This is a genomic window from Azotobacter chroococcum, assembly GCF_002220155.1.
GTDB classification, from domain to species: Bacteria; Pseudomonadota; Gammaproteobacteria; order Pseudomonadales; family Pseudomonadaceae; genus Azotobacter; species Azotobacter chroococcum.
Genome location: NZ_CP011835.1, coordinates 2,683,963 through 2,703,094, shown reverse-complemented (window position 1 = coordinate 2,703,094; position 19,132 = coordinate 2,683,963). Strand labels below are relative to the sequence as shown.

Sequence of the window (19,132 nt, the reverse complement as noted above, 5' to 3'; positions counted from 1 at the left end):
GTCACTCATGGCAAGAGCCGCAGTTTCTGCGCCGATTGCCTCGGCGGAGCCTGTTGTCCGCTGTCTGCCGGGCAGGTGCCCGAAACGGTGCCTGGCGGGCAGCCATGATGATCGGCGCCGTCGGCGGCCCGGTCGGCGCCCTGATCGGTGCCGGCATCGGCGCCCTGTTCGGCGGCGAGGCCCAGGACGCCGCCGGCCTCAGCGACCGCGCCTACAAGGTCCGCACCGCCGAGGGCGACGTGAAGGAGCTGCGCTCGCCGAACCGCGAGTTCGCCGTCGGCGACAAGGTCGAGACCCGCGGCAACCGCGTCTACGACGCCGCCGCCCTGGCCGACGACCGCACCTACGGCAGCGCCTACAGCTACCGCGACTGATCCGCGTAGAGCACAGCGTCCCCAGGCCCGGCCCTTGCGCCGGGCCTTTCGTTTCCGGGCCCCGCCCGCGGCGCTTCCGCCGTTCCCGTCTCGTACCGTCCATACCCCTGATCGCCCGCGTGAAGGCCGCGGCTTCCCGGCGGGCTATGCTCGATGGGCGTGCCACGGACCGGCGCAAGGGGCCCTTTTCCCTTATTCCGGTTCAGGACAGCGAGAGCCCGCGCCGCGCGGCGTATCGAAGCGGCAGCACTCTTCCGTTCGCCTGGACACCTGCCGGGACCGTAGCCGCACCGCTACTCACCCACCCGAGAGGAACTGCCATGGCCCGCCCATACAACCGACTGGACAAGGACAACGCCGTAGTGCTGCTCGTGGATCATCAGGCCGGCCTGCTGTCGCTGGTACGCGACTTCACGCCTGACGAGTTCAAGAACAACGTGCTGGCGCTCGCCGATATCGCCAGGTTCTTCCAGCTGCCGACCATCCTCACCACCAGCTTCGAGAAGGGCCCCAACGGCCCCCTGGTGCCCGAACTCAAGGCCATGTTCCCGGATGCGCCGTACATTCCGCGGCCGGGCCAGATCAACGCCTGGGACAACGCCGACTTCGTAAGCGCGATCAAGGCCACCGGGCGCCGGCAGCTGATCATCGCCGGGGTGGTGACCGACGTGTGCGTGGCCTTTCCGACCCTGTCCGCGCTGGCGGAGGGCTTCGAGGTGTTCGTCGTGACCGACGCGTCCGGCACCTTCAACCCGGTGGTGCGCGAGGCCGCGCTGAACCGCATGAGCCAGGCCGGCGCGCAACTGATGAACTGGTTCGCCGTGGGCTGCGAGCTGCACCGCGACTGGCGCAACGACGTCGAGGGGTTCGGCGGGCTGCTTGGCAGTCACCTGCCGGCCTACGCCAACCTGATGCAGAGCTACGCCGCCAGCCAGGGCTGATCCCGGCGCCGGCCTTCGCGGGGCGAAGTGAAGTCGTTGATGGCTCCCACGCTCCTGCGTGGGAGCCTAGGGCGGAGCGCTTCTGCGCCGCAGCGTGCCCACGCAGGAGCGTGGGCACGATCATGAGTCTTGCCAGTCCGCTATCCGGCGGGCATTTCATGCGATCGCCCTGCGTCTCGCCAATATCCCTGATCCCGGCCGCATCCTTGCCGGGCGAGATTCGGGGCGAAGTCGTGAGACCATAGGGCCCACCCGGCCTGTTGGCTGCATGGAGCGCGGGAGATCGCGTGGACAAGTTGCTCGCTCTGAAGATGTTCGTCGCCACGGTGGACGCCAGGGGATTTTCCGCGGCCGCCCGCCGGCTGGAGGTCGCGACCTCCACGGTCACGCGGATGGTCGATGCGCTGGAGCAGGAGCTCGGCAGCGTCCTGCTCAACCGCTCGACCCGCCAAGTCACGGTCTCCGAGGCCGGAGCCGCCTACTACCTGAGCGCACGGCGCATTCTGGAAGAACTGGAGGAGGCCGACGCGTCGATCCGGGACCGCGGCGACGAGCCTGCCGGCCCCTTGCGCGTCTCGCTGCCGATGGCCTTCGGGCGTGCGCGCATCTGCCCGCACCTGGGGGATCTGCTGCGCCAGTATCCCCGGCTGGAACTGGACATCTCCCTGAGCGACGAAATCGTCGATCTGCTGGCCGAGCGGGTGGATCTGTCGATCCGGCTCGGCGCGGCGGCGCCCATGGACGGCGTGATCAGTCGCCCGCTCGGGCGGTTCTGGCGGCGCGTGGTGGCCAGTCCGGATTACCTGCGGGACCGGGGTGTGCCGGAGCGGCCGATGGATCTGCTCGCGCACGACTGCCTGCGTTTCAACTACGGCAGCGCCCGGCAGGTGTGGACCTTCCAGGCGCAGGACGAAGTCATTCGCGTGCCGGTCCACGGGCGGTTCAGGAGCGACAATGTCGAAGCCCTGCACGAGGTGGCGCGCGCCGGCCTCGGCGTGGCGCTCCTGCCGGACTGGATCGTCGACGAGGACCTGGCGGGCGGGCGGCTGACGAGCCTGTTCGACGCCTTCTCGGTCGATCCCGACAACACCCGTCCGCTCATCAGCGCGCGGTATCTGCCCAACCATCGCGGCTCGACGCGGATCGACGCCTTCCTGGCGTTCATGGCGCGGATTCTCTGAGGTGCCCGCGCGCCATTGCGCCGGGCGCAACGCCGCGTTGCGCCGCCGGCGGATTCTCCCGGTTGCCGGCAGCGCCTAAGGTTGCGGCCAGACAACCTGCCGTGGAGAACCGCCATGCCCCAGCCACTCTTTCTCGCCATCCCGCCTGTCCCTTTCCCCCTCGAGCCGCGCCTCGCCAGGGCGTCGCTCGCCCGGACCCTTGCAGGGGAGTCACGCCCATGAGCCGCCCGGCAACGCTCGCCCCTGCGCAGGGCGCCGGGGTCATGGGCAGGGGACTGGTCCTGCTGTTCGCCTTCTGCTGCGGCGTCATCGTGGCGAACATCTACTACGCCCAGCCGATCATCGAGCTGATCGCCCCGGACATCGGCCTTTCCGCCGGCGGCGCGAGCCTCATCGTCTCGCTGACCCAGGTCGGCTACGCGCTGGGGCTGTTCTTCCTGGTGCCGCTCGCCGACCTGCTCGAGAACCGCCGGCTGATGCTGGCCACCCTCGCGGTCACCGTCGCCAGCCTGATCGGCGCGGGGCTGAGCGAAGGGCCGGGCGTCCTGCTGGTGACCTCGCTGCTGATCGGTTTCGGCTCGGTGTCGGTGCAGATGCTGATTCCCCTGGCCGCGCATCTGGCGCCCGAGGAAACCCGGGGCCGGGTGGTCGGCGCGATCATGGGCGGGTTGCTGCTGGGCATCCTGCTGGCCCGCCCGGTCTCCAGCCTGATCGCCGACCACTTCCAGTGGCGGGCGGTGTTCTTCGGCGCGGCGGCGGCGATGCTGCTTATCGCCCTGGTCGTCGCCACCACGCTGCCCAGCCGCCGGCCCGACCATCGGGCGACCTACGCGCAATTGCTCCTCTCGCTCGGGCAACTGTTCCGGCGCGAGCCGGTGCTGCGCCAGCGCGCCCTGTACCAGGGGCTGATGTTCGCCGCGTTCAGCCTGTTCTGGACGGCGGCTCCGCTGGCGCTGTCGCGCGAGTACGGCCTGTCCCAGTCGCAGATCGCGCTCTTCGCCCTGGTCGGCGCGATCGGTGCGGTCGCCGCGCCCATCGCCGGGCGGCTGGCGGACGCCGGCCATACCCGTTCCATGTCCGCGCTGGCCATGGCGCTCGGTATCCTGAGTTTTCTGCCGGGTGTCGTTCCGCTGCCGCTCGGGGTCGTCGGGCTGGCGATCACCGGGATCGTCCTCGACTTCGCCGTGCAGATGAACATGGTGCTCGGCCAGCGCGCGGTCTACAGCCTCGACCCGGCCAGCCGCGGGCGCCTCAATGCGCTGTACATGACCAGCATCTTCGTCGGCGGCGCCACGGGCTCCTCGGTGGCCAGCGTGCTCTACGCGCACACGGGCTGGCTGGGCATCGCCGTGCTCGGCAGCGCCCTTTCGCTGGTCGCGCTGCTCGCCTTCGCTTGGGCGCAGGCCGCGCCGGGCGCGAAGCGCGGGCTGTGCCGGGCCGATTAGCCGGGAGACGTGCGCCCTGAGCGGGCGGCTTTCAGGTGGCCTGCCATGCCCTGCGCAGGGCACGGTTCACTCGCGCTGCGAGAGGATCGCCTCGAGCAAACCCGGGAAGCGCGCGTTCATCTCCTCGCGGCGCAGCGAGTTGATATGGGTCGTCCCGACGCTGCGGGTGCAGACCAGGCCCGCATCGCGGAGCACGCGGAAATGATGGGAAACGCTCGACTTCGGACGGCCGCCGTCGAGCTCGCTGCAGCTGGCCTCGCCCAGCGCGGCGAGGCGGCGGACGATCTCCAGGCGCACCGGATCGCTCAGGGCGTAGAGAACGCGCTCGAGGACGAATTCGCTGGCGGCGGGGTGCTTGAAGGGGCGCATGGCGGAATCATACCGGAGGGATTGTCCGTCATCCATTGTTCGAATATTATCGAACTACAGAATTCAATCTCACCGCACGAGGAAGCTCCATGTCCGCTCTGTTCCAGCCGTACACGCTGAAGGATGTCACCCTGCGCAACCGCATCGCCGTCCCGCCCATGTGCGTGTACATGGCCAACGACGGCCTGATCAACGACTGGCACAAGGTGCATCTGGCCTCGATCGCCCGCGGCGGTGCGGGTCTGGTGATCGTCGAGGCCACCGCCGTCTCGCCGGAAGGGCGCATCACCCCCGGTTGTCCCGGGATCTGGAACGACCAGCTGGCCCAGGCCTTCGTGCCGGTGGTCCAGGCCATCAAGGCCGAGGGGGCCGTGCCCGGCATCCAGATCGCCCACGCCGGCCGCAAGGCCAGCGCCAACCGTCCCTGGGAAGGCGACGACCATATCGCCGAGGACGATCCGCGCGGCTGGCAGACCATCGCCCCCTCGGCCATTCCCTTCGGCCGCCACCTGCCGAAAGTGCCCAAGGCGATGACCCTGGAGGACATCGCCCGGGTGCGGGACGATTTCGTCGCCGCGGCGTGCCGGGCGCGTGACGCCGGGTTCGAGTGGCTGGAGCTGCATTTCGCCCACGGCTACCTGGCCCAGAGCTTCTTCTCCGAACATTCCAACCAGCGCACCGATGCCTATGGCGGCAGCTTCGACAAGCGCTGCCGCTTCCTGCTGGAGACGCTGGCGGCGGTCCGCGAGGTATGGCCGGAACATCTGCCGCTGACCGCCCGCTTCGGGGTGATCGAGTTCGACGGCCGGGACGAACAGACCTTCGCCGAATCCATCGAACTGGCCCGTCGCTTCAAGGAAACCGGCCTGGACCTGCTGAGCGTCAGCATCGGCTTCACCATCGCGGACACCAATATTCCCTGGGCACCTGGCTTCATGGGGCCGATCGCCGAGCGGGTCCGCCGCAAAGTGGGCATCCCGGTGGCGTCGGCCTGGGGCTTCGGCACCCCGCAGGTCGCCGAGCGGGCCGTCAGGGAAGGCCAGCTGGACCTCGCCATGATCGGCCGCGCCCACCTGGCCGACCCGCACTGGCCGTATGCCGCGGCCCAAGAGCTGGGTATCGAGCGCCCGGCCTGGACACTGCCGGCGTCCTATGCCCACTGGCTGGAGCGCTACCACCACTGAAATCGGCCTCCGGGGTCTTTCGACGTGTTGGCACAGACCGCGCCGGGCGCGCAGCAGTGCAGTCATGACGAGTGCGGGAGCGTCCCGGCAAGGGGCGCTCCCGCATGGCTGTCTGCACCGGAGAGAGCCTGCCGAGGGGTAGGCGGCGACTCAGGGCTGCAGCGCCTCGGCGAACGAGGTGTCGATCACCTCATCCACCTTGAAGGCCTTGGGCAGGGCGCCGGTTTCCTTGAGGAAGTCGGCGGTCTCCTGGTAGTCCCGGGCGGCCTGCGCGTCCACCGGGGCGACGGTCATGTTGGCCTGGCCGATCCAGTGGCGGGACACCGCCGGGTCGAGGTTGGCCTTCTGCGCCCAGAGTTCGGCGTACTCGCTCTTGTGCGCCTCGACCCAGGCGCGCGCCCGCTTGAGGCGGCCGAGGAAATCGGCGATGGCGGCGCGCTTGGGCTCGAGGGCGGCGGCGTTGGCGGCGATGCTGGACAGCCCCGGCATCAGGCCCCTGGCGGTGAGCAGCGGCCGCGCGCCGGAGAAGAGGATCTGCTGGGAAATGTACGGCTCCCACACCGGGAAGGCGTCGATGCTGCCCTGCGGCAGCGCGGCGGCGGCGTCGATCGGCATCAGCTTGACGAACTCCACGTAGTCGCCGGGCAGGCCGGCCTTCTGCAGGGCGCGCAGGGTCAGCTGCTGACTCCAGGCACCTGGCCAGTAGGCGACCTTCTTGCCCTTGAGGTCCTCGATGGTCTTGGCCGGCGAGTCCTTGGGCACCAGCAGGGCGATGGTGTCCGGGTTCTGCCGGGAAACGCCGATCAGCTTGACCGGTGCGCCCTTGGCGGCGAGAAAGATGAATCCCGAGTCGCCGAGAAAGCCGAGGTCCAGCGCCCCGGCGTCCAGCCCCTCGGCCAGCGGCGCGGCGGACTGGAAGTGTTTCCACTCGACTTGATAGGGCGCGCCTTCCAGCGCGCCGGAGGCCTCCAGCGAGGCGCGCACGTTGTAGTAGTTCTGATCGCCGATGCGCAGCACGCTGTCGGCGGCCTGGCTCAGGGGCGCGGCCAGCAGCAGGGTGGCGAGGCCGTTACGCAGAAAACGCGAAAGCTTCATGGATACTCCTTAGGGTCTGTTGACGTTTTGGCGTGAGCCGCGTTGCCGCGTCAAATGCCGCCAGGCAAGGCGCGGGGCGCCGGCAATGGTCATTCCCTTGCCAAGCCCCGCAACGCCGCATGGCGGCATTTGCCGCGCAACCCGAAGGGACGGGGCCCGTCTGGCGCAGCACGGTGTCTCTCGTCGTTCATTTGGAATGACCAGACTTCTCTCCTCGTTCCTTGTTCTGCGCCAGACGGGCCTCCGTCGCGGCCTACGCCAAAACGTCAACAGACCCTAGTGTTCAGGGCTTGGCCGGCTGCGGGGCCAGGCTTGCCGCCTGCGCGGGCGGGCCGATCCGGAAGCCGTGGTCGAAGGTCGGCGCCACGTCCAGGCGCCTGGGCAGCAGGGCGTGGGCCTGGTAGAAGTCGGCGGTCGCCTGTTGCTGGGCGACGGTCGCCGTGTCCACCGCCTGCCAGCGCAGTTCGCGGCGGGCGAAGGACAGGCGGGCCGCGTCCTCGGGGAAGCCGATGATCCGCGCCAGGGTCCTGGCGTAGTCGTCGAGGTGCGCGTAGGCCCATCGCTGGGCGCCGTCCAGGCGCTGCAGATAGTCCTGCAGGGCCTCGCGGCGGGCCGGGTCGGCCAGCGCCCGGTCGGTGGCAGCGAGGTAGCTGTTGCCGGCCCACAGGCCGCGGCCGTCGACCAGCACCCGGCCCTGGCCGCTGCTTTCGGCCAGGGCGGTGTAGGGTTCCCAGGTCGCCCAGGCGTCCACCGAGCCGTTGGCCAGGGCGATCTTCGCGTCCACCGGGCCGAGGAAGCGGAACTCCGCGTCCTGCTCGGCGAGCCCGGCCTTTTCCAGCGCCTTGAGGGCGACGAAGTGGCCGATCGAGCCGCGCCCGGTGGCGATGCGCTTGCCCTTGAGGTCGGCGGCGGTTTGCAGCGGGCTGTCCTTGGGCACCAGCAGCGCGGTGCCGTAGGGGTTGGACTTGTTCACCGCGATGGCCTTGACCTGGGCGCCGGCGGCCAGGCTGAACAGCAGCGGCGCGTCGCCGATGATCCCGGCGTCCACCGCGCCGGCGTTGAGGGCTTCGGCCAGCGGCGCGGCGGCGGGGAATTCCGACCACTGGATGACGTAGGGCAGATCCTTCAGCGCATCGGCCGCCTCCAGCTGGGCGCGCATGTTGCCTTTCTGGTCGGCGATGCGCAGGGTCGGCGGTTCGGCGGCCTGTGCCTGGAAGGCATGCAGGAAGAGGGCGGCGGCCAGTGCGGCCAGGGCGGTGCTTTTCATCACGAGGCTCCTTGCGTCAGAGGGCGAAACCCGCATCGTCGCGCTCGAGCTGGCGCAGGTAGGCGTCCCAGTGGGATTGCGGGCGGCCCTGGGCGATGGCGAGCTCGAACCCCCGCGCGGCCTTTTCCGCCACCGCCTCGGGCGGGAAGTGCAGCGCCGCGCCGCCGGATTGCGCGGCCAGCTGGGCGGCGCAGGCGCGCTCCAGGAAATAGAGGTTGTAGAAGGCTTCCTCGATGTTCCGGCCGCTGGTGAGCAGGCCGTGGTTGCGCAGGATCAGCGCGTCGTGCTCGCCGAGGTCGGCGATCAGCCGCTGCTGCTCGTCCAGGTCCAGGGCGATGCCTTCGTAGTCGTGGTAGGCCAGGCGCTTGTGAAAGCGCATGGCGTGCTGGGAAATCATCAGCAGGCCGTCCTGCTGCGCCGATACGCCGATGCCGGACGTGGTGTGGGTGTGCAGCACCGCGTGGGTGTGCTCGCGGGCGCCGTGGATGGCGCTGTGGATCACGTAGCCGGCGCGGTTGATGCCGAGGCCCGTGGGGTCGTCGAGCAGGGTGCCGTCGATGTCCACCTTGACCAGGCTGGAGGCGGTGATCTCGTCGAAGGCCAGGCCGTAGGGGTTGATCAGGAAGTGCCGGTCCGGCCCCGGCACGCGCACCGAGAAGTGGGTGTAGATGTGGTCGGTCCAGCGCAGCCGGGCGGCCAGGCGGTAGGCGGCGGCCAGCTTGACGCGGGCCTCCCATTCGGCGGCGCTGACGCGCTCCTTGACCGGGGCGATCTGGGTGATGGCGTTCATGAAGAATCTCCTTAACGGGCCGCCTGCGCGGGCGGCGACTGCAGGTAACGGTTGAAAGAGGCGTCGAACAGGCTTCCGGCCGGGTAGCCCTTGATCAGGCCGATCCGGCTGAAGAAATCCACGGTCTTCTGGGCTTCGGCGACCGCCTGGTCGTCGATCGGCCGCACGCGGATGGCCGCGCCGGAGAACCAGCGGCGGGCGATGTCGCGTTCGGCGCGGGTCAGCTCGGCCCAGGTGTCGGCGTATTTCTCGCTGTTGGCCGGGTCCTGGCGGACCCAGTCGCGGGCCTGCTGCAGGCGGCGCAGGAAGTCGCCGAGCAGTTCGCGCTTGTCGGCGATGGCCTTGTCGGTGGCGACGACGAAGCTCTGCGCCGGGATCAGGCCCTCGGCGGTGCTCAGGATGCGCGCGCCGTTGCGCAGCTGCTGGGTGACGTAGGGTTCCCAGGTGGCGATCACGTCCACGGCGCCGCCCTCCAGGGCGTGGGAGGCGTCCAGCGCGCCGAGGTAGCGCAGCTGCACCTCGTCGGGGGAAACCCCGGCCCGCTCCAGGGCGGTGAACAGCAGCTGCTGGCTCCAGGAGCCCTTCCAGATCGCCGCGCTCCTGCCGCGCAGGTCCGCCAGGCTGTGGATCGGCGAATCCTTGCGGACCAGGATGGCCACCCCGTCGAGGTTCTGGGTGCTGACGCCGATCACCTTGATCGGCGCGCCCAGTGCGCCGAGGAACAGCGGCGGCGCGTCGCCCAGGAGGCCCACGTCGAGGCTGCCGGTGTTCAGCGCCTCGGCCACCGGCGAGCCGGCGGTGAACTGCTTCCATTCCAGTTCGTAGGGCAGGCCGGCGAGCACCCCGGCGGCCTCCATGACCGTGCGGTTGTTGAAGCTCTGGTCGCCGACCACCAGGGTGGCGGCGAAGGCCTGGACGCCGGCGAGCAGGGAGCTGCCGAGCAGCGCGGCGCCGAGCAGGCGTTTGAAGCGTTTTCCGGGCATGGCGTGTCCTCAGGTGTAGGCCCGCACCGGCGGGTACTGGCCGTTCAGGGCGTATTCGCCGACTTCCAGCAGCTTGTGGGCGAGCGGGTCGTGCAGGCTGTGGGTGCGCGTGTCGCGCCAGAAGCGGTCGAAGGCGTAACGGTTGTGGGTGGCGCGCGCGCCCATCACCTCGAACACCCGGCTGGTGACGTCGAGCGCGGTGCGGGCGGCGAGCACCTTGGCGCTGGCCACCTCGACGGCGGCCTCGCCGCGCAGCTCGGCGCTGAAGGCCTCGTCCGCGGCGAGCAGTTCGTCGACCTTGAGCGCAGCGCGGTCGGCCAGGGCGATGGCGCCCTGCAGGGCGATCCACAGCTCGCCGAACTGGCTGACCAGCAGTGGGTCCTGATGGGCCTTGTCGACCCCGGCGTGCAGCCAGGCGCGGCCCTCGCGGTGCACGTAGGCGCGCGCCGCGCGCAGCGCGCCGAGGGCGTTGCCGAGGTAGAACTGGGTGAAGGCGGACTGGTTGACCGGGGTGCGGATCACCGCGGAGAAGTCGTCGCCGTCCTCCAGGTCGTTGGCGATGACTTCGCCGGGCTCGGCGCGCACCTCGCTGAGGACGAAACTGCCGCTGTCGCTGCGCTCCACGCCGAAGTGGTCCCAGTCGTCGGCGTAGTGCAGGCCGGGACGATCGGCGGGGATCAGCGCCATCAGCCGCCGGCCGTCGCGGGCATGCCGCGCGCTGACGCTGAGCAGGTCGGCGAAGGCCGCGCCGCTGCAGAAGCCCTTGCGGCCGTCGAGGCGGAAACCCTCGCCGTCCGGCGTGGCGAGGATGTCGCCGTCGCGCGGGTTGACCACCCCGGCCAGCCACAGCCGGCGTTCGGCGATTTCCGCCAGCAGGCGGTCGCGGCGCGGCTGCGGCTCGCGGCGCAGGTTGACCAGGTTGAGCTGGTGGTAGCCGTAGAGCATGCCGACCGAGCCGTCGCCGGCAGCCAGTTCGCGGATGGTGCGGACGATCAGCGACCAGCGCTGGCCGGCGCCGCCCAGCTCGCGGGGGATCGCCAGGTTGGTCAGGCCGCTGTCCTTGAGGCGCCGCAGCTGGGCGTCGGGGCGTTCGCGGGTGCGGGTGCGGCGGGCGATGTCGCGGGTGAATTCCTCGCCGATCTCGCGGGCCAGCGCCAGCCAGTCCTCGGCGGTCGTGGGGGTGCCCATTCAGGCCTCCAGGGGGCCGAGGCCCAGGTGTTCACGCAGGGTCGTGCCCTCGTAGGCGCGGCGGTAAAGGCCCAGGCGCTGCAGGTGCGGCACCACGCTCTCGGCGAATTCGGCGAAGGAGCCCGGCAGGTAGCCGGGGGAGATCACGAAGCCGTCGCAGCCGCCGGCGTTGAAGATCTCCGCCAGCTGTTCGGCGATCTGCACGCCGGTGCCCACCAGCTGCGGCACCCGCACGCTGCTGGCGAAGCTTTGCGCGAGTTCGCCGAGGCTCAGCGAGGCGCCCAGCGCGCGCAGCTTCTCGGCCACCGCCGGCGGTGTCCCGGGCTGTGCGGCGATCGCTTCCAGGCGGGTATCCAGGGGGAAGGCGGAGAAGTCGAAGTTGAGCTGCGCGGCGAGGGTCGCCAGGCCGATCTCCGGGCGCGCCAGGGCATTGTGGCGGTCGCGCCTGGCGCGCGCCTCGGCCTCGCTGCCGCCGATGAAGGGCATCACCGCGGTGAGCACCTTGCACTGGTCCGCCGCCCGGCCCTGGGCGACCACCTGCCGGCGCACGTCGTCGCGGAAGGCGCGCATGGCCGGCAGGTTGCCGTGGATGCTGAAGATCGCCTCGGCCCAGCGCGCGCCGAAACGCCGGCCGCGGCCGCTGGAGCCGGCCTGGATCAGCAGCGGGCGGCCCTGCGGGCTGCGCGGGATGTTCAGCGGACCTTCGACCTTGAACCACTCGCCGTGGTGGGCGACGTCGCGGACCCCGGCCGGGTCGGCGAGGATGCCCCGTTCGCGGTCGAGCTTGAGCGCGCCCGGTGCCCAACTGCTCCACAGCTTCAGGGCGACCTCGATGAACTCGTCGGCGCGGTCGTAGCGCAGGTCGTGTTCCAGATGGCGGTCCTTGCCGAACAGCCGGCCCTCGCTGTCGTTCATCGAGGTGACGATGTTCCAGGCGGCGCGTCCGCGCGACAGGTGGTCGAGGGTGGCCAGCGCGCGGGCCACGTGGGCCGGTTCGTAGTAGGTGGTCGAGCGGGTGACGCCGAGGCCGAGCCGGCGCGTCTGGCCGACCAGGTAGGAGAGGATCGGCAGCGGGTCGAGGCGGGTGGCGTCCTGGGCGCCGTAGCGCAGCGCGAGTTCGCGGGAGCCGCCCAACTGGTCGCCGATGGCGAAGCGGTCGGCGAAGAACAGCAGGTCGAACAGGCCTTCCTCCAGTACCCGGGCGCTGCGCGCGTAGTACTCGGGATCGAGGTAGTCGCCGAGGGTGTCTGGGTGGCGCCAGACGGCATGGCTGTGGACGACGGGGCCGGCGAGCAGGAAGCCGGCCAGGTGGATCTGGCGGCTCATCGGTCGGTCTCGCGGTCGGGCAGGGGAAGGAGGCTCGCCGGGGCGAGCAGCGGATCGGTCATCAAGCGGTCTCCACAAAAGGGTGTGGAGCGCTCCGCTGGTGCGGTCGCGCCGGATGGTGCGGCGTGGGAGAGGGTCAGGCGCGGCGGGCGCTGTTCTGCAGGTCGCGTTCGGCCGCCTTGGCGCGGATCAGCGGGATCAGCTCGCGGCCGTAGTCGACGGCGTCGTTGAGCGGGTCGAAGCCGCGGATCAGGATGTTGCGGATGCCCAGGTCGTAGTAGTCGATCAGGGCGTCGGCGACCTGTTCGGGGGTGCCGACCAGCGCGGTGGAGTTGTGCCCGCCGCCGACCAGTCCGGCGATGCCGGTCCACAGGCGCTTGTCGACCCGCTCGCCCTGGGCCACGGTGGCGCGCAGGCGCTGGGCGCCGATGCTTTCCGGCTTGAGGGAGAGTTCCGGGCGGGCCACTTCATGGCGCGCGCGGGCGCGGCTCAGGATGACCTCGGCCTTGGCCCAGGCGGCGTCCTCGGTGGCGGCGACGATCGGCCGGAAGGACACACTGAACTCGATGTGGCGGCCGTGTTTGGCGGCTTCGGTGCGCACTTTCTCGACCAGTTCGCGGGTCTGCTGCAGGGATTCGCCCCACAGCATGTAGACGTCGGCGTGCTTGCCGGCGACGCGGATGGCCGCGTCCGAGGCGCCGCTGAAATACACCGGCAGGTGCGGCTTCTGCTCGCTCTTGACCGCCGAGAAGGCCTGCTCGACCTGATAGAACTCGCCCTGGTGGTCGAACGGCTGCCCGGCGGTCCAGGTCTTGCGCACCACCTCGAGGAACTCGTCGGTGCGCGCATAGCGCTGGTCGTGGTCGAGGAAGTCGCCGTCCTTGCGCTGCTCGGTATCGCTGCCGCCGCTGATCACGTTCAGCGCTAGGCGGCCGTCGAGCAGCTGGTCGAGGGTGGCCAGCTTGCGCGCGGCCAAAGTCGGCGCGACGAAGCCCGGGCGGTGCGCGAGCAAGAGGCCGATGCGGCTGGTGGACAGGCCGGCCAGGGCGGTGACCAGGAAGCCGTCGGGCTGATCGGACCAGTAGCCGACCAGGATGCGGTCGAAGCCGGCGTTCTCGTGCGCCTGGGCGAAGTTGCGGATGTAGTTCTTGTCGAACACCGGCCCCACCGGGGCGATGGTTTCCGAGGAAAGTCGATGGCCGATCATGCCGAGAATCTGAACGCTCATGTGCCGGGCTCCTGCCTGTACGAGGGTTGGATAGGACAAGGGCCTGTTCTTCTCTTATAAGAAAAGGATCTTGTCCGGCTGGTTGCTTAGAAGGCTACAGAGCGTTTCTTGATGATGGAAATTCATTTTTTGCATATTCTAATATGCTAAATACGAATGTATTGCCGGGCCCGCCGTCGAGCTTCTGCGAATAGAGGCCGAGGACGTCGACGCCGAAGCCGACCGGGCCATGGAGGCGCTGGCGGCCTGAGCTCCTGAAACTGTGTCCAGAATTAATTGACCACTACAGTCGTCGGCGGGCGAGAGAGGAGGGAGCCTAGCGGCTGAAATGGGAGGGGTTGCGGAAGGTTGTCCGGCGGCTATCCGCAGCGGCCCGGGGAAGGCCGCCGGGCGGCGTGCAGGCGGTCCGGCGGTGGAGGGGCTTTCAGCCCGGCGGCGCTGCCCGGGCGGAAGCGGCCTCCGGCGTTCCGGCCGCGGCCGGGGGAGCTGGCGGCGGCGGTACCTGGCTGCCGGCGAGGATCATGGCCACGAGTACGGCAATGCATCCCCAGACCAGCACCGACAGGCGCTTCGGCACCTGCCCGGTCTTCCTGTTCCTGAACAGCGACGGCGCGATCACGCCGACGATGGTGGCTACAGCCAGCAGCAGCGCGAGAGCGCTGAGAATTCCGGCCAGTAAAGGCATTCACTTTCCCCCCACAACGAACGGTTGAACGTCTTGCCCCGGCCCCGCGAGCGGAGCGGCAGGCCGCATCCGCTCGCGGGAAGTCGAAGTCGATGCGGCAAGAGTACCAGCCCGGCCATCGGGGCGTCGTGTCGGGGGGCCGCATTGCCCTGGGGGAGCTGTCTCGATTACCAGCTGCTGCCCAGCCCGAGCAGCTCCAGCGCCTGCTGGCGCAGCTCGACCAGGTGCGGGTCGTCGCGGTGGCGCGGGTAGAGGCGCTCGACCTTCAGCTCGGCGAGGATGCGCGCCGGCCGGTTGCTGAACACCAGCACCCGGTCGCAGAGCAGCAGGGCTTCCTCCACGTCGTGGGTGACCAGGAGCGAGCTGTAGCGCTGCTGCTGCCACAGGCGGATCAGTTCGCCCTGCATGGCGATGCGGGTCAGCGAGTCGAGCTTGCCCAAGGGCTCGTCGAGCAGCAGCAGGCGCGGTTCGTTGACCAGCGCGCGGGCCAGCGCGGCGCGCTGGGCCATGCCGCCGGAAAGCTGGCGCGGATAGGCGTCGCGGAACTCGCCGAGGCCGACCTTGGCCAGCACCGCGTCGACCCGTTCGCGCTGGTCCTTGATCAGGCCGCGGGCCTGCAGGCCGAGGGCGACGTTGTCCCACACGGTACGCCAGGGGTAGAGGGTCGGGTCCTGGAACACCAGGATGCGCGACGGATCGGGCGCGCCAATCGGCTGGCCGTCGACCAGGATCTGCCCGGACAGCGGCGCCTCCAGCCCGGCGACCAGGCGCAGCAGGGTCGACTTGCCGCAGCCCGAGGGGCCGAGCAGGGCGACGCTCTCGCCCGGCTGCAGGCTCAGGTCGACCTGATTGAGCACCGGCAGGCTGGTCTTGCCCAGGTCGAAGGCGTGGCTGAGGTTCTTCACTTCCAGGTGCAGGCCCCGCGCCGGGGCTGCGGTCTTCAGGCTGGCGCTCACCATTTCACGGCTCCTTTCTGCCAGGACAGGACGCGGTCGCGGATCAGGAACAGCGCGGTGATCAGCCCCGAGCAGAGCAGCGCCATCACCAGCAGCGCGGCGTACATGTTGGCGTAGGCCGCCCAGCCCTGGGCCCATTGCAGGTACCAGCCGAGGCCGGCCTTGACGCCCATCATCTCGGCTACCACCAGCACCGAGAAGGACGCACCGAGGCCCATGAACAGGCCGACGAAGACGTGCGGCAGGGCCGCCGGGATCGCCACGCGGAAGATCAGGAAGCGCTCGCTGGCGCCCAGGGTGCGCGCCACGTCGTAGTAGGCGCGGTCGACGCTGGCGACGCCCGACCAGGTCAGCACGGTGACCGGGAACCAGGTCGCCAGGGCGATCAGGAACACGCTGGCGCCCCAGCTGCTGGGGAAGATGAAGAAGCAGATCGGCAGCAGCGCGGTGGACGGCACCGGGCCGAGGATGCGCAGCACCGGGTGCAGCCAGTAGCCGATGCGCTGCGACCAGCCGATCGACACCCCGGCGAGGAAGCCGAACACCGAGCCGAGCAGCACGCCGTTGGCGAGCAGCCAGAAGGAGTGCAGCAGGCTCTCGGCGAGGCGCGGCCAGTCCTCGGCGTAGACCTCCAGCAGTGCCTGCGGCGGGGCGAAGAAGGGCACCGGCAGCAGCCCCAGCTTGGCGGTGGCGAGTTGCCAGAAACCGAGCAGCAGCGGCAGGGCGAGCAGCCACGGGCCGGCCGGACGCAGGCGCTCGGCGAGCCGGGCGGTCGGGCCGGGGAGCAGGGCGATCAGCGCCAAAAGGGCGGCGATGGCCAGCGAGAGGTTGGCCAGTTCGCGGGTATAGGGCCAGTCGCGGATGGCGTTGGGCGCCTCGCTGCTGTAGAGGGCGAAGGCCAGCCAGCCGGCGGCCGCCAGCAGGCCGGTCTTCCACACGGCGAAGGGGCGGGCGGCGGCCCGCCGCGGCAATTCAGCTGAATACGTCGGCATGGATGCTCTCCGCGAATTTCCGGGGATCGGTGCTGGCGCGCAGCACTTCCACGGCCTTCAGATCGCGGGCGTAGACGGCGATCTCATCGACGAAGGCCTTGCCCACCGAGTAGTGCGCGTGGGTGTGCTCGTTGAGGATGGCGTGGATCTCCTCGGAATTGGTGTTGACCGCGAACTTGAGGAAGTCCTGGGCCACGGTTTCCGGGTGCTGCGCCGCCCAGGCGTGGGCCTGGAGGATGGCGTGGGTGACGGCGGCGGCGACCGGCTTTTCCTTGCGCACCAGATTGCCGCCGACGCCGACCACGCAGCAGCTGAGGTTGGCGTATTCCTCGACCAGGTTGGTGGACAGCTCGCGCTTGCCCGGCTGGTTGCGCAGGCGGTACATCATCGGGTCGGAGCCGCTGGCCGCCTGGATCTCGCCTTTCTCCAGGGCGGTGCCGAGCAGGTCGATCGGGTAGGTCCGCCAGTTCACGTCGCGGACCGGATCGACGCCGTGGCGCTTGAGCATCAGCGAGAAGAAGTTCTTGTCCGGGCTGGCCATGTCGGTGACGCCGATGGTCTTGCCCTTGAGTTCCTCGAAGCGGCGCGGGCCGTTCTCCTGGGCGATCAGGCGCAGGCAGCCGCCGTGGGTGCCGGCGGTCAGCTTGACGTCGAAGCCCTGCTCCAGCGCCTTCAGCCAGCGCAGCGCCATGCCGGTGGCGGCGTCGGCCTTGCCGGTGGCCAGGGATTCGAGCAGCACCTCGGTGGAGTGGCCGAAGTTGACGAACTCGACCTCCAGGTTGTGGTTGCGGAAGAAGCCCTGGCTGTCGGCCACCGCGACCGGGGCCAGGCAGATGGCGTTGAGGTTGGTCGCCAGCTTGAGCTTGCGCGGCGCCGGCAGCGCCCAGCCCTTGGCGTCGAGTGCGAAGCTTTGCGCCGGCGCGGCGTGGCCGGCGTGGGCATGCGGATCGGCGGCCCAGGCGAAGCGGCCGACGGCGGCCGCCGCGGCGGCGGTGCCGGCCAGACCGAGCAGGCGACGGCGGGAGAGGCTGGAGTTGAAGGTCATGCGAATCGCTTCCGTGAGAGTCGGGTAATGGGTTCGGGGGCAGTGGATGTGCTAGAGGCCCAGCGCGGCCTGGCCGGCCTTGACCAGCACGACATCGCTCTGCGGCGTGTGGATGCGTCCGCACAGCACGTCGCGGTAGTGCCGCTCCAGGGGATTGTTCCTGCTCAGGCCGTGGTTGCCGGAGGCCTGCAGGGCCAGCTCCACCGCGCGGATGGCGTTGTCGGTGACCAGGTGCTTGAGCTGGCCGCTGGCCTCGGGCGGCAGGCGCCGGGCGACGGCGGTCTCCAGCAGGCTGCGGTTGACCAGCAGCAGGCTGTCGATCTCGCCGACCAGCTGCTGCAGGCGCGGCAGGCTGGCGAGCGGCGCACCGAGCGCGCTCGGCGTGCGCTGCTTCAGCCAGTCGACCAGCCAGTCGCGGGCGGCGCGGGCGACGCCGTCGTAGAGGGCGCCGAGCAGGGCGCCCATCCACAGCAGGCCCTCGGCGTCGAGTTCGGTATCGGTGCTCCGGCGGCTGGCCGGCGCCACGTTGATCGCCTGCTCCAGCGGCACCAGCACCTCGTCGAAGTCGATGCGGTGGCTGCAGGTGGCGCGCATGCCCAGGTGGTCCCAGTCCTCGACGATGCGGATGCCGGGGCTGTCCTTGCGCACCAGCCAGACGCCGACCAGCGGGTCGGGGTCGTCGCTGCGGGCGAATACGTTGCACCAGGTCAGCCCGTGGCTGCCGGTGGAGTAGAGCTTGCTGCCGCTGATCCGCCAGCCCTCGGGCGTGCGCCGGGCGACGGTGGCCGGCAGGCCGCCGCGCGAGGGCGAGCCGAGCGCCGGCTCGACGCGCAGCGCGTTGATCAGCGCGCCGTCCTCGACGGCCTCGCGGACCACCCGCCGGCGCAGCGCTTCCGGCCATTGCGGGTTGTCCTGCAGGCGGTTGTGGTGGAGGTACTGCATCGCCAGGATCAGCGCGGTGGACGGATCGCCCTTGGCCACCGCGCCGATGGCCTCGACGGCCTCGGCCAGTCCGCCGCCCAGACCGCCCTGGGACAGGGGAATGGTCAGGGCCAGCAGGCCTTCCTGATGCAGACGGCGGAAGTTTTCCTGGGGAAACTCGCCGCTGCGGTCGTAGTCGGCGGCACGCCCGGCGAATTCCTCGCCGAGACGTTCAAGCAGCGCGGAGAAGCCCGGGCTGCCGGGGCGGATGGGCGAGCCCGCGGCTGCCCGGGAAGGGTTGCGAAGTGGAGTGATGCTCATCGGAATGCACCTGGGGCGACTGTCACGATGCCGAGTCGTCCGGTGGTCCGGTGGGCCAGCCATCTGTAGCGCCGGTTCATGGGCCTGCAGGAAGTGGTGGCCCAATACTGCATGCATAAGAGAGCAATCTGAAATTCGATTTTCTTATAAATTAATATTCCTAGGTTTTAAATTTTACTGCCGTTAATTTGCCTTATTTGCATTTTGTGGGTGGTTTTCATGCGTGCCGCGTGGGTTCGGACTGGGTAGGGTGGATGGCCGAAGCCATCCACCTTCGTTCGGCTTCGCCATCGGCCTGCTGCTGCAGGACCTGCCCGAACAGACCTGGAAGGCGCCGACCATCCTGCCGGGCCGCCTGGAAGCCACCTTGCGCCGCTGGGGACTGCTATGAAAAAGCCGGAAGAGGATCGCGGCGCGGTGCTCGACGAAATCCGCCAGCAACTGGCCGATGGCACCCTGAGCTTCGGCGGCGCGATCCGCCAGTTGCGCCTGCGCGTCACCGGCCTGAACCAGACCGACTTCGCCCGCATGTGCAAACTCTCCCTGCGCACCCTGCGCCAGCTCGAACAGGACGCCGGCAACCCCACGGTGGCGACCCTGGACAGCGTGTTCAGGTTGTTCGGGATGCGGGTGGGGATTGTGGTGGTGAGGAGGAGGGGGACGTGAAGGGGATCATGATCGGCTCCCCGTTGCTCTCGGGCAGATGCTGCAGGAACTGAACGAGGGAGACTTGCTTGGCCGTATGGCGCCCCGAGTGGCTGGTATCCATACGGAATCAAATAGCCATTACAGCAGGGCGTGGTTTGCCTGATACTGCGCGCTGTAACTCGGCCTTAATCAG

The 19,132-nt window shown here is 69.7% G+C and carries 19 protein-coding genes and 1 pseudogene; 7 read left to right on the top strand and 13 right to left on the bottom strand.

The annotated features are described in order from the left end of the window. Positions 1-98: 98 nt before the first annotated feature. The 4 genes and pseudogenes from ACG10_RS12325 to ACG10_RS12310 form a co-directional block, all read left to right on the top strand. Positions 99-374 (top strand): annotated as a pseudogene (locus tag ACG10_RS12325) (hypothetical protein); the annotation flags it as partial. 320 nt (positions 375-694) lie between these two features. Continuing rightward, a complete protein-coding gene (ycaC, locus tag ACG10_RS12320) occupies positions 695-1,315 on the top strand; it encodes an isochorismate family cysteine hydrolase YcaC (protein WP_039803561.1) in 621 nt (206 codons plus the stop codon). Positions 1,316-1,602: 287 nt separating this feature from the next. Next, entirely contained in the window at positions 1,603-2,496 is an 894-nt protein-coding gene (locus ACG10_RS12315; protein WP_089168441.1) for a LysR family transcriptional regulator, read from the top strand. Positions 2,497-2,714: 218 nt separating this feature from the next. Continuing rightward, positions 2,715-3,941 carry an MFS transporter gene (locus ACG10_RS12310; RefSeq protein ID WP_232487098.1) on the top strand — a complete coding sequence of 409 codons (1,227 nt, stop codon included), beginning with the start codon at positions 2,715-2,717 and terminating at the stop codon, positions 3,939-3,941. Between the two features lie 66 nt (positions 3,942-4,007). On the opposite strand, the gene ACG10_RS12305 is transcribed toward ACG10_RS12310, so the two are convergent. Next, positions 4,008-4,310, bottom strand: a complete 303-nt coding sequence (locus ACG10_RS12305) for an ArsR/SmtB family transcription factor (RefSeq protein ID WP_089168440.1) — start codon at positions 4,308-4,310, stop codon at positions 4,008-4,010. Positions 4,311-4,399: 89 nt separating this feature from the next. Here ACG10_RS12305 and ACG10_RS12300 point away from each other — a divergent pair, with 89 nt between their 5' ends. Beyond that, positions 4,400-5,494, top strand: coding sequence for an NADH:flavin oxidoreductase/NADH oxidase (locus ACG10_RS12300; protein WP_089168439.1), 1,095 nt, complete (start codon positions 4,400-4,402; stop codon positions 5,492-5,494). 150 nt (positions 5,495-5,644) lie between these two features. Here the strand turns inward: ACG10_RS12300 and ACG10_RS12295 are convergent, their stop codons facing one another. From ACG10_RS12295 to ACG10_RS12240, 12 genes are all read right to left on the bottom strand, one after another. Continuing rightward, positions 5,645-6,589, bottom strand: a complete 945-nt coding sequence (locus ACG10_RS12295; RefSeq protein WP_089168438.1) for an ABC transporter substrate-binding protein — start codon at positions 6,587-6,589, stop codon at positions 5,645-5,647. A 283-nt stretch (positions 6,590-6,872) separates the two neighbouring features. Further along, a complete protein-coding gene (locus ACG10_RS12290; protein ID WP_089168437.1) occupies positions 6,873-7,856 on the bottom strand; it encodes an ABC transporter substrate-binding protein in 984 nt (327 codons plus the stop codon). 16 nt (positions 7,857-7,872) lie between these two features. Beyond that, complete coding sequence (locus ACG10_RS12285; RefSeq protein ID WP_089168436.1) at positions 7,873-8,646, bottom strand: class II aldolase/adducin family protein; 774 nt, start codon at positions 8,644-8,646, stop codon at positions 7,873-7,875. Between the two features lie 11 nt (positions 8,647-8,657). Next, a complete protein-coding gene (locus tag ACG10_RS12280; protein WP_089168435.1) occupies positions 8,658-9,629 on the bottom strand; it encodes an ABC transporter substrate-binding protein in 972 nt (323 codons plus the stop codon). Between the two features lie 9 nt (positions 9,630-9,638). Further along, positions 9,639-10,817, bottom strand: coding sequence for an acyl-CoA dehydrogenase family protein (locus ACG10_RS12275; protein ID WP_089168434.1), 1,179 nt, complete (start codon positions 10,815-10,817; stop codon positions 9,639-9,641). Then, the gene (locus ACG10_RS12270; protein WP_089168433.1) at positions 10,818-12,143 is read right to left on the bottom strand and encodes an LLM class flavin-dependent oxidoreductase; all 1,326 of its coding nucleotides are present in this window, start codon (positions 12,141-12,143) and stop codon (positions 10,818-10,820) included. 136 nt (positions 12,144-12,279) lie between these two features. Continuing rightward, the gene (locus tag ACG10_RS12265; RefSeq protein WP_089168432.1) at positions 12,280-13,371 is read right to left on the bottom strand and encodes an LLM class flavin-dependent oxidoreductase; all 1,092 of its coding nucleotides are present in this window, start codon (positions 13,369-13,371) and stop codon (positions 12,280-12,282) included. A gap of 424 nt (positions 13,372-13,795) precedes the next feature. After that, positions 13,796-14,056, bottom strand: coding sequence for a hypothetical protein (locus ACG10_RS12260; protein ID WP_089168431.1), 261 nt, complete (start codon positions 14,054-14,056; stop codon positions 13,796-13,798). Between the two features lie 167 nt (positions 14,057-14,223). Continuing rightward, positions 14,224-15,015, bottom strand: a complete 792-nt coding sequence (locus ACG10_RS12255; RefSeq protein WP_089168430.1) for an ABC transporter ATP-binding protein — start codon at positions 15,013-15,015, stop codon at positions 14,224-14,226. Next, positions 15,009-16,004, bottom strand: coding sequence for an ABC transporter permease (locus ACG10_RS12250; RefSeq protein ID WP_089168429.1), 996 nt, complete (start codon positions 16,002-16,004; stop codon positions 15,009-15,011). The genes ACG10_RS12255 and ACG10_RS12250 overlap by 7 nt, the downstream gene beginning before the upstream one ends. Further along, positions 15,985-17,049: an ABC transporter substrate-binding protein gene (locus ACG10_RS12245; protein WP_089168428.1), complete on the bottom strand. Its 1,065-nt coding sequence runs from the start codon at positions 17,047-17,049 to the stop codon at positions 15,985-15,987. Before ACG10_RS12245 ends, ACG10_RS12250 begins: the two co-directional genes overlap by 20 nt. 51 nt (positions 17,050-17,100) lie before the next feature. Beyond that, positions 17,101-18,291, bottom strand: coding sequence for an acyl-CoA dehydrogenase family protein (locus ACG10_RS12240; protein ID WP_089168427.1), 1,191 nt, complete (start codon positions 18,289-18,291; stop codon positions 17,101-17,103). A gap of 250 nt (positions 18,292-18,541) precedes the next feature. On the opposite strand from ACG10_RS12240, the gene ACG10_RS23720 reads away from it, so the two are divergent. After that, on the top strand, positions 18,542-18,682 hold the full coding sequence (locus ACG10_RS23720; RefSeq protein ID WP_157731444.1) for a hypothetical protein: 141 nt from the start codon (positions 18,542-18,544) through the stop codon (positions 18,680-18,682). After that, the gene (locus ACG10_RS12235; RefSeq protein ID WP_089168426.1) at positions 18,679-18,957 is read left to right on the top strand and encodes a helix-turn-helix domain-containing protein; all 279 of its coding nucleotides are present in this window, start codon (positions 18,679-18,681) and stop codon (positions 18,955-18,957) included. Before ACG10_RS23720 ends, ACG10_RS12235 begins: the two co-directional genes overlap by 4 nt. The last annotated feature ends 175 nt before the right edge of the window (positions 18,958-19,132 follow it).

What these genes read in the sequence shown, in the direction of transcription:
- ycaC (WP_039803561.1), top strand. Translation starts at nt 695, where the DNA reads ATGGCCCGCCCATACAACCGACTGGACAAGGACAACGCCGTAGTGCTG.
- ACG10_RS12310 (WP_232487098.1), top strand. Translation starts at nt 2,715, where the DNA reads ATGAGCCGCCCGGCAACGCTCGCCCCTGCGCAGGGCGCCGGGGTCATG.
- ACG10_RS12305 (WP_089168440.1), bottom strand. Translation starts at nt 4,310, where the DNA reads ATGCGCCCCTTCAAGCACCCCGCCGCCAGCGAATTCGTCCTCGAGCGC.
- ACG10_RS12300 (WP_089168439.1), top strand. Translation starts at nt 4,400, where the DNA reads ATGTCCGCTCTGTTCCAGCCGTACACGCTGAAGGATGTCACCCTGCGC.
- ACG10_RS12295 (WP_089168438.1), bottom strand. Translation starts at nt 6,589, where the DNA reads ATGAAGCTTTCGCGTTTTCTGCGTAACGGCCTCGCCACCCTGCTGCTG.
- ACG10_RS12290 (WP_089168437.1), bottom strand. Translation starts at nt 7,856, where the DNA reads ATGAAAAGCACCGCCCTGGCCGCACTGGCCGCCGCCCTCTTCCTGCAT.
- ACG10_RS12285 (WP_089168436.1), bottom strand. Translation starts at nt 8,646, where the DNA reads ATGAACGCCATCACCCAGATCGCCCCGGTCAAGGAGCGCGTCAGCGCC.
- ACG10_RS12280 (WP_089168435.1), bottom strand. Translation starts at nt 9,629, where the DNA reads ATGCCCGGAAAACGCTTCAAACGCCTGCTCGGCGCCGCGCTGCTCGGC.
- ACG10_RS12275 (WP_089168434.1), bottom strand. Translation starts at nt 10,817, where the DNA reads ATGGGCACCCCCACGACCGCCGAGGACTGGCTGGCGCTGGCCCGCGAG.
- ACG10_RS12270 (WP_089168433.1), bottom strand. Translation starts at nt 12,143, where the DNA reads ATGAGCCGCCAGATCCACCTGGCCGGCTTCCTGCTCGCCGGCCCCGTC.
- ACG10_RS12265 (WP_089168432.1), bottom strand. Translation starts at nt 13,371, where the DNA reads ATGAGCGTTCAGATTCTCGGCATGATCGGCCATCGACTTTCCTCGGAA.
- ACG10_RS12260 (WP_089168431.1), bottom strand. Translation starts at nt 14,056, where the DNA reads ATGCCTTTACTGGCCGGAATTCTCAGCGCTCTCGCGCTGCTGCTGGCT.
- ACG10_RS12255 (WP_089168430.1), bottom strand. Translation starts at nt 15,015, where the DNA reads ATGGTGAGCGCCAGCCTGAAGACCGCAGCCCCGGCGCGGGGCCTGCAC.
- ACG10_RS12250 (WP_089168429.1), bottom strand. Translation starts at nt 16,004, where the DNA reads ATGCCGACGTATTCAGCTGAATTGCCGCGGCGGGCCGCCGCCCGCCCC.
- ACG10_RS12245 (WP_089168428.1), bottom strand. Translation starts at nt 17,049, where the DNA reads ATGACCTTCAACTCCAGCCTCTCCCGCCGTCGCCTGCTCGGTCTGGCC.
- ACG10_RS12240 (WP_089168427.1), bottom strand. Translation starts at nt 18,291, where the DNA reads ATGAGCATCACTCCACTTCGCAACCCTTCCCGGGCAGCCGCGGGCTCG.
- ACG10_RS12235 (WP_089168426.1), top strand. Translation starts at nt 18,679, where the DNA reads ATGAAAAAGCCGGAAGAGGATCGCGGCGCGGTGCTCGACGAAATCCGC.